Consider the following 8,008-nt stretch of genomic DNA (forward strand, 5'->3'; position numbering starts at 1 on the left):
ACAAAATCCCGGAAAATCAACAAAATCGGAGGCAAAGATGGACGCGAAAACCGACGACAACAGCGCCGGCAAATGCCCGGTCCCACATGGACCGGCCAGGAGGAGCAATCGTGACTGGTGGCCGAACCAGCTTGACCTTGGCGTCCTCCATCAGCAGTCCAGCCTGTCGGACCCGATGGACGAGGACTTCGACTACGCCAAGGAATTCAAGAGCCTCGATCTCGATGCGGTGATCAGGGATCTGCACCAGGTGATGACCGATTCGCAGGATTGGTGGCCGGCCGATTTCGGCCATTACGGCCCGCTCTTCATCCGCATGGCCTGGCACAGCGCCGGTACCTATCGCATCGGCGACGGCCGTGGCGGCGCCGGCGCCGGCCAGCAGCGTTTCGCGCCGCTCAACAGCTGGCCGGACAACGCCAATCTCGACAAGGCGCGCCGGCTGCTGTGGCCGGTCAAGCAGAAATACGGCAGGAAAATCTCCTGGGCCGACCTGTTGATCCTCACCGGCAACGTCGCGCTGGAATCGATGGGCTTCAAGACCTTCGGCTTCGCCGGCGGCCGCGCCGATGTCTGGGAGCCGGAGCAGGACGTCGACTGGGGATCGGAAACCAAGTGGCTCGCCGACGAGCGCTATTCCGGCGACCGCGAACTTCAGGGCCATCTCGGCGCCGTGCAGATGGGGCTGATCTACGTCAACCCGGAAGGGCCGAACGGCACGCCCGATCCATTGGCCGCGGCGCGCGACATCCGCGAGACCTTCGCTCGCATGGCCATGAACGATGAGGAAACCGTGGCGCTCATCGCCGGCGGCCATACCTTCGGCAAGACCCATGGCGCCGGCGATGCATCGCTCGTCGGCCCGGAGCCGGAAGACGCCGGCATCGAGGCGCAGGGCCTCGGCTGGTCGAGCAAGCATGCCACCGGCATTGCCGGCGACGCCATCACCTCGGGCCTCGAGGTGACCTGGACCACGACGCCGACCAAATGGAGCAACAACTTCTTCGACAATCTGTTCAACTACGAATGGGAGCTGACCAAGAGCCCGGCCGGCGCCCATCAGTGGACGCCGAAGGGCGGCGCCGGTGCAGGCACCGTGCCGGACGCGCACGATCCCTCGAAGCGCCGCGCGCCGGCGATGCTGACCACCGACCTCGCGCTACGCGTCGACCCGGCCTACGAGAGGATCTCGCGGCGCTTCCATCAGAATCCTGATCAGTTCGCCGATGCCTTCGCCCGCGCCTGGTTCAAGCTGACGCATCGCGACATGGGTCCGGCCGTCCGCTATCTCGGCCCGCTCGTGCCGAAGGAAGAGCTGATCTGGCAGGACCCGATACCGGCAATCGACCACGAGCTGGTCAGCGAGCAGGACATCGCCTCGCTGAAGGCGAAGATCCTGGCCTCCGGCCTGTCCGTTTCAGAACTGGTTTCGACCGCCTGGGCGTCGGCCTCGACTTTCCGCGGCTCCGACAAGCGCGGCGGCGCCAACGGCGCCCGCATCCGCCTGGCGCCGCAGAAGGATTGGGAGGTCAACCAGCCGGCGCAGCTGGCCAACGTGCTCGAAAAGCTCGAAGGCATCCAGAGCGAGTTTAACGCCGGGCAGTCCGGCGACAAGAAAGTCTCGCTTGCCGACCTCATCGTTCTCGGCGGCGTCGCCGCGGTCGAGAAGGCGGCGAAAGACGGCGGCCATGCCGTCAAGGTGCCGTTCACGCCAGGCCGCATGGACGCCTCGCAGGAACAGACCGATGTCCAGTCCTTCGCCGCGCTCGAGCCGAAAGTCGATGGCTTCCGCAACTACGTCAGGGGCAAGCCGCCGATGTCGGTCGAAGCGATGCTGGTCGACCGGGCGCAGCTGCTGACCTTGACGGCGCCGGAGATGACTGTGCTCGTCGGCGGCTTGCGGGTGCTCGGCGCCAACACCAGCCAGTCGAAGCACGGGGTGTTCACCGACAGGCCGGGCACGTTGACCAACGATTTCTTCGTCAACCTGCTCAGCATGAATACGGTCTGGGATCCGGCCGCCGGCTCCGTTGAAGTCTACCAAGCGCGCGACCGCAAGACCAAGGCGGTCAAGTGGACCGGCACCCGCGCCGACCTGATCTTCGGCTCGCACGCGCAGTTGCGTGCACTTGCCGAGGTTTACGGCTCGGCCGACGCCGGGCAGAAGTTCGTCAGGGATTTCGCCGCGGCCTGGACCAAGGTGATGAACGCCGACCGTTTTGACCTCGCGGCCTGATCCAGCACACGAAGTTCTCGACGCAACAAAAAAGGCGCGGGCCTCGACCCGCGCCTTTTCGTTGGGCCTCCGAAAAGTCAGTCCTTCTCGAAAATGCCGGCCTTGGCAACCACGCCGGCAATGGCGCCGCCGATCAGCGGCGCGACGATGAACAGCCACAGCTGGCCGATCGCCGCAGTTCCCGAAAACAGCGCCGGTCCGATCGAACGGGCCGGGTTGAGCGATGTGCCGGTCACCGGGATGATGGCGAAATGCAGGCCGGCCAGCGTCAGGCCGATTACGAGGCCGGCGAAGGCCGTGGTGTGCTTGGCGTTGGTGACGCCGAGGATCACCGTGACGAAGGTGAAGGTTCCGATCAGCTCCCACAGGAAGGCCGAGCTGACGCCCCATTTCGTCACGTCCCAGCCATTGGCGCCGAAGCCGCCGGTGTGGCCGCCGACCTGTCCGGAGACGATGATCCACAGTGCCAGCGATGCGATGATGGCGCCGATGACCTGCGCGATCCAGTAGGGAATGACGTCCCTGGCCGGCATCCGCCCGGCGAGGAACACACCGAGCGTCACCGCCGGATTGAGGTGCGCGCCGGAAATCGGGCCGATCGCATAGGCCGCCGCAATCAGGCCGATGCCGAATGCCAGACCGATACCTTCCTGGCCAAGCGGCAGCGCGCCGCCGAAGCCGCCCGTCACCACCGAAGCCGTGCCGATGAACACCAATAGAAACGTGCCTAGAACTTCCGCCAGATAAGTTTTCATTGCCCTCTCCTCGTATCGACCCGCGGCTCCGCCTTTTTCTGCGACGCGAATCACCGCGCAAAGAGTATTCGCAACCGCAAAAGTTGCAAAGCAGAGCAGTTGCACCAGCCGGCGTGCTTGCGCCCGCCAGACAAGAACATTAGAAGCTTGTAATATATTGATCGAATTATTTGGTTCCGCATGCCGACGCCCGCTTGGTGGCGGCGGCTCGCGATGCACGAACCCACATTCGTCACCCGCCTTGCATGGATTGTCTCGCCGTCGGGGAAACAGAACTGTTTCAATCAGGACACGAAAAGCTCTAAGAGCAGGGCCGGATTTTATTTTGCTGAGTAATGGAAGACGACAATGAGACTGGGCGGGCGGCTGGCGGCAGCCATCGAAGTGCTTGACGACATTGGCCGGCGCCACCGGCCGGTGGCCGATGCGCTGAAGGACTGGGGCCTGTCGCACCGCTTCGCCGGTGGCGGCGACCGCGCCGCGATCGGCAACATCGTCTATGACGCGCTGCGCCGCAAGCGCTCGGCCGGCTGGCTGTTGGGCGAAGACACGCCGCGCGCCATCGGCTTCGGCGCGCTGCTGCTCGAGTGGGGCCAGACGGCGCAGTCGCTGAACGAGGCGCTCGAGGGCGACAAGTTCGCGCCGCCGCTGCTGAACGCCGACGAATTGAAAACCCTCGCCGCTCGCCGGCTCACCGACGCGCCGCCGGCTGTCAGGGCAGACATCCCTGACTGGTGCATGCCGCTGTTCGAGCGGGCGTTCGGCACGGCCTGGGTGGAAGAGGGTGCCGCGCTTGGCACTCGCCCGCCGCTCGACCTCAGGGTCAACACGCTCAAGGCCGATCGTGGCAAGGTGCTGGCGGAATTGGCGGAGACCGGCGCCAAGCCTGCGCGGATCGCGCCGCACGGCATCCGCATCCCGCCGATCGACGGCGACGGCAGGCACCCGAACGTGCAGGCCGAACCGGCCTTCCAGAAAGGCTGGTTCGAGGTTCAGGACGAAGGTTCGCAGATTGCAGCCGAACTGGCCGGCGCCGAGCCTGGCATGCAGGTGCTCGACTTTTGTGCCGGCGCCGGCGGCAAGACGCTGGCGCTGTCCGCGGCGATGGACAATCGCGGCCAGATCTTCGCCCACGATGCCGAGAAGGCAAGGCTGGCGCCGATATTCGACCGCATCCGCCGCTCGGAAAACCGCAATGTGCAGATCGTCACCAAGCCGGCCGAGCTTGCGCCGCTCGGCAAGCACATGGATATCGTCCTGATCGATGCGCCCTGTACCGGCAGCGGCACGTGGCGGCGCCGGCCGGATGCCAAATGGCGGCTGACGCAAAGGCAGCTCGACGCCCGCAAGGGCGAGCAGGAGACGATACTCGATGCCGCCAAGGACTTCGTCAAACCCGGCGGCCTGCTGGTCTACATCACCTGTTCGGTGTTCGACGAGGAGAATGGCGACCAGGTTTCGGCCTTCCGGGACCGCCATCCCGGCTTTGTCCCGGTCGATCACCGCCAGCTTTGGGACAGCCGTTTTGCGGGCCACGAAGCGGCAGTGCGTATTGGCGCCGCGGGCGGCATTTCGCTGTCGCCGTTGCTGAGCGGCACCGACGGCTTTTATTTCTGCGCGCTGCGGCGGGCTGGCTGAACGGTTGCCGGATGTCGCCGATCTCGCTTCTTATCAGCAGGTTTAGCCAATTGCTGCAGTGCAGCATTTGCGATTGCCTGCCGCCCACCCCTCTGCGATAAATGCCTCTGCAATAAGATTTGTCGAGAAACGAAGGGCGACGGCCATGGCAGCAAAGATCGTTCCTGCTCCCGATTATGAGGACCGCGTCAGGACGTCCTTCGCGCGCCAGAACGCGATGATGACGATTGGCGCCGAGCTGACGCTGGTGACGCCCGGTATCATCGAGATCGAAATGCCCTATTCGTCGGCACTGACCCAGCAGCACGGCTTTCTTCATGCCGGCGTCATTTCGACGGCTCTCGATTCGGCCTGTGGCTATGCGGCATTCTCGCTGATGCCGGAAAATTCCGGCGTGCTGACCATCGAGTTCAAGGTCAATCTGCTGGCGCCCGGCCGGGGCGAGCGCTTCCTGTTCCGCGGCTCGGTGACCAAGCCCGGTCGCACCATTATCGTCGCCGATGGCCAGGCCTATGCGTTCGCCACCGACGGCGAGGCCAAGTTGATCGCCACGATGACCGGAACGATGATGACGGTGCTCGGCCGCGACGATATCGAGGGCTGAGGAACGGGCAGGGGAGGACAGACGATCATGGCCGGCAAGACACCTGGTGAGCTCACCCTGATTTCCGGCAAGTCCGTTCTCTTCGTCATGGCGGCCGAAGCCGAATACGGCCCACACTTGCAGCGGCTGTTCACGCCGCTGATGACCGGCGTCGGGCCGGTCGAGGCCGGCGTCGGGCTCAGCGCCGAACTGTCCCGGCTGCACGCCGGGAAGGCGCTGCCGGATCTGGTCGTGTCGCTCGGTTCGGCGGGCAGCCGGATGCTGGAGCAGACGGAAATCTACCAGGCCGTTTCGGTCGCCTACCGCGACATGGACGCTTCGCCCTTGGGTTTCGAGAAGGGCGCCACGCCGTTTCTCGACCTGCCTGTCGGTGTGCCGCTACCGTTCAGGATACCGGGCATCAGGCCGGCGACGCTGTCCACCGGCGCGGCAATCGTCTTCGGCGCCGCCTACGACGCGGTCGCCGCTGATATGGTCGACATGGAGACCTTCGCCTGCCTGCGCGCCTGTCAGCTGTTCGACGTGCCGCTTATCGGCCTGCGCGGCATTTCCGACGGGGCGGCCGATCTGAGACACGTCGGCGACTGGACGGAATACCTGCATGTCATCGACGAGAAGCTGGCCGGGGCGGTGCAACTGCTGGAACAGGCGATCGCGTCTGACACGCTGCAGTTTTGACCTGTCCCATTAAGATGCGGATTCGGAGTGAGAGAGACGCCCCGCAACCCATTGCGCCGACTCGTTTCTTTCTTTAAACGCTCGCCATGAAAACAGCCAATCATCCCGACACCGTCCTGATTGTCGATTTCGGCAGCCAGTTCACTCAGTTGATTGCCCGCCGCATTCGCGAGGCCGGCGTCTTTTCCGAGATCGTGCCCTTCCAGTCGGCTGAGGCGGCGTTCAAGCGCATCAATCCAAAGGCGGTGATCCTGTCCGGCGGTCCGGCCTCGACCAGCGACATCGGCAGTCCGCGCGCGCCACAGATCGTCTTCGACGCCGGCGTGCCGGTGCTCGGCATCTGCTATGGCCAGATGGCGATGTGCGTGCAGATGGGCGGCGTCGCCGAAAGCTCCGACCATCGCGAGTTCGGCCGCGCCTTCGTCGAGATCGCCAAGGACAGCCCGTTGTTCGAGGGCCTGTGGGCGCCCGGCCAGCGCCACCAGGTGTGGATGAGCCATGGCGACCGTGTCATCTCCCTGCCGAAGGGATTCGAGGTGCTCGGAAAATCGGAGGGCTCGCCCTTCGCCATCTTCGGCAATGTCGAGCGCAAGATGTACGGCCTCATGTTCCACCCCGAAGTGGTGCACACGCCGGACGGCGCCAGGCTGCTCCAAAACTTCGTCCACAACATCGCCGGCATCGAAGGCGACTGGACGATGCGGGCCTACCGTGAGCACGCGGTCGAGACGATCCGCAAGCAGGTTGGCAAGGGCAAGGTGATCTGCGCGCTTTCGGGCGGCGTCGATTCCTCGGTCGCGGCCCTGCTGATCCACGAGGCGGTCGGCGATCAGCTGACCTGCATCCTCGTCGACCACGGGCTGATGCGCAAGGACGAGGCGGCCGGCGTGGTGGAGATGTTTCGCCAGCACTACAATCTGCCGCTGATCCTGGTCGATGCTTCGGACCGTTTTATCGGCGCGCTCGAGGGCGAGTCGGATCCGGAGAAGAAGCGCAAGACCATCGGCCGGCTGTTCATTGAAGTGTTCGAGGAGGAGGCCGAGAAGCTCGGCGGCGCCGATTTCCTGGCGCAAGGCACGCTCTATCCCGACGTCATCGAAAGCGTCTCTTTCACCGGCGGACCGTCGGTGACGATCAAGTCGCACCACAATGTCGGAGGCCTACCCGCGCGCATGAACATGCAGCTGGTCGAGCCGCTGCGCGAATTGTTCAAGGACGAGGTGAGGGCGCTCGGCAAGGAGCTCGGCCTGCCCGACAGCTTCATCGGCCGGCATCCGTTCCCCGGCCCCGGTCTCGCCATCCGCTGCCCGGGCGGCATCACCCGCGAAAAGCTGGAGATCCTGCGTGAGGCCGATGCCATCTATCTGGATGAGATCCGCAAGGCCGGCCTCTACGACGCCATCTGGCAGGCCTTCGCCGTGCTGCTGCCGGTGCAGACCGTCGGCGTGATGGGTGACGGCCGCACCTACGAATTCGTCTGCGCGCTGCGCGCCGTCACCTCGGTAGATGGCATGACTGCGGATTTCTACCACTACGACATGGCATTCCTGGGCGCCGCCGCCACCCGCATCATCAACGAGGTGCGCGGCATTAACCGCGTCGTCTACGACGTGACGAGCAAACCGCCAGGCACGATCGAGTGGGAGTGAGGAGGGAGTGCGGTGGAGTAGTATCGGATAGCAGAGGACACTCGAGCGAATCCTAGGCCATCGATAGCAGCCGATAGGTTCTAGGCGACCGGCAGATCTGCCGCTGTGTCGGGCGTCTCCCCGCTCTTCGAACGGCGCCCATACCCCGTCGGGCCCACCCCAACCTTCGCGACTTTGTGGCCTTCAAATATTCGGTCGCGCGCTGCTCGAAGAAGTTAGCGCGCGACCAGTTCTCGGCGTCGACCACACGGTCGTAGATCGATTACTGCTCCTTCTTGAACAGGTCCTGGAAGATGAGCTGGCCCCACGTGCGGCCGCGTGCGTGAACCAGCGCGCCACCCTCGCTGAGCTTTCCCAGCTTGACGGGTGCGAACCCGAGTTGTTTGGCCAAGGCCGCCACCGGAGCGGTCGCGTCCTCGTCGTCGCTCGACAGAAAGACGACCCGGTG

Annotated in this window: 6 protein-coding genes and 1 pseudogene; 5 read left to right on the plus strand and 2 right to left on the minus strand. The window is 64.7% G+C overall.

The genetic code is table 11. The annotated features are described in order from the left end of the window. Window positions 1–37: 37 nt before the first annotated feature. Entirely contained in the window at window positions 38–2,236 is a 2,199-nt protein-coding gene (katG, locus tag NKH71_RS27715; protein ID WP_352895492.1) for a catalase/peroxidase HPI, read from the plus strand. Between the two features lie 77 nt (window positions 2,237–2,313). Here katG and NKH71_RS27720 read toward each other — a convergent pair whose 3' ends face one another. Further along, on the minus strand, window positions 2,314–2,991 hold the full coding sequence (locus NKH71_RS27720; protein WP_023677138.1) for an MIP/aquaporin family protein: 678 nt from the start codon (window positions 2,989–2,991) through the stop codon (window positions 2,314–2,316). 348 nt (window positions 2,992–3,339) lie between these two features. Between NKH71_RS27720 and NKH71_RS27725 the strand changes: the two genes are divergently transcribed. The 4 genes from NKH71_RS27725 to guaA all read left to right on the plus strand — a co-directional run bounded on the left by NKH71_RS27725 (window position 3,340) and on the right by guaA (window position 7,560). After that, entirely contained in the window at window positions 3,340–4,629 is a 1,290-nt protein-coding gene (locus tag NKH71_RS27725) for an RsmB/NOP family class I SAM-dependent RNA methyltransferase (protein WP_352493859.1), read from the plus strand. Window positions 4,630–4,774: 145 nt separating this feature from the next. Continuing rightward, window positions 4,775–5,233, plus strand: a complete 459-nt coding sequence (locus tag NKH71_RS27730) for a PaaI family thioesterase (protein ID WP_023716493.1) — start codon at window positions 4,775–4,777, stop codon at window positions 5,231–5,233. A gap of 27 nt (window positions 5,234–5,260) precedes the next feature. Next, a complete protein-coding gene (locus NKH71_RS27735; RefSeq protein ID WP_352895493.1) occupies window positions 5,261–5,911 on the plus strand; it encodes a 5'-methylthioadenosine/S-adenosylhomocysteine nucleosidase in 651 nt (216 codons plus the stop codon). An 86-nt stretch (window positions 5,912–5,997) separates the two neighbouring features. Continuing rightward, window positions 5,998–7,560 (plus strand): glutamine-hydrolyzing GMP synthase, encoded by a 1,563-nt coding sequence (gene guaA / locus NKH71_RS27740; protein ID WP_352482341.1) that lies wholly within the window; start codon window positions 5,998–6,000, stop codon window positions 7,558–7,560. 262 nt (window positions 7,561–7,822) lie between these two features. Here the strand turns inward: guaA and NKH71_RS27745 are convergent. Then, window positions 7,823–8,008 (minus strand): annotated as a pseudogene (locus NKH71_RS27745) (NADP oxidoreductase coenzyme); the annotation flags it as partial.

Origin of the sequence: Mesorhizobium sp. M0983 (assembly GCF_040318975.1) — a bacterium.
In the GTDB taxonomy this organism is placed as follows: domain Bacteria; phylum Pseudomonadota; class Alphaproteobacteria; order Rhizobiales; family Rhizobiaceae; genus Mesorhizobium.

Excerpts from the sequence above, each read along its gene's own strand:
- katG (WP_352895492.1), top strand. The coding sequence starts at position 38 with ATGGACGCGAAAACCGACGACAACAGCGCCGGCAAATGCCCGGTCCCA.
- NKH71_RS27720 (WP_023677138.1), bottom strand. The coding sequence starts at position 2,991 with ATGAAAACTTATCTGGCGGAAGTTCTAGGCACGTTTCTATTGGTGTTC.
- NKH71_RS27725 (WP_352493859.1), top strand. The coding sequence starts at position 3,340 with ATGAGACTGGGCGGGCGGCTGGCGGCAGCCATCGAAGTGCTTGACGAC.
- NKH71_RS27730 (WP_023716493.1), top strand. The coding sequence starts at position 4,775 with ATGGCAGCAAAGATCGTTCCTGCTCCCGATTATGAGGACCGCGTCAGG.
- NKH71_RS27735 (WP_352895493.1), top strand. The coding sequence starts at position 5,261 with ATGGCCGGCAAGACACCTGGTGAGCTCACCCTGATTTCCGGCAAGTCC.
- guaA (WP_352482341.1), top strand. The coding sequence starts at position 5,998 with ATGAAAACAGCCAATCATCCCGACACCGTCCTGATTGTCGATTTCGGC.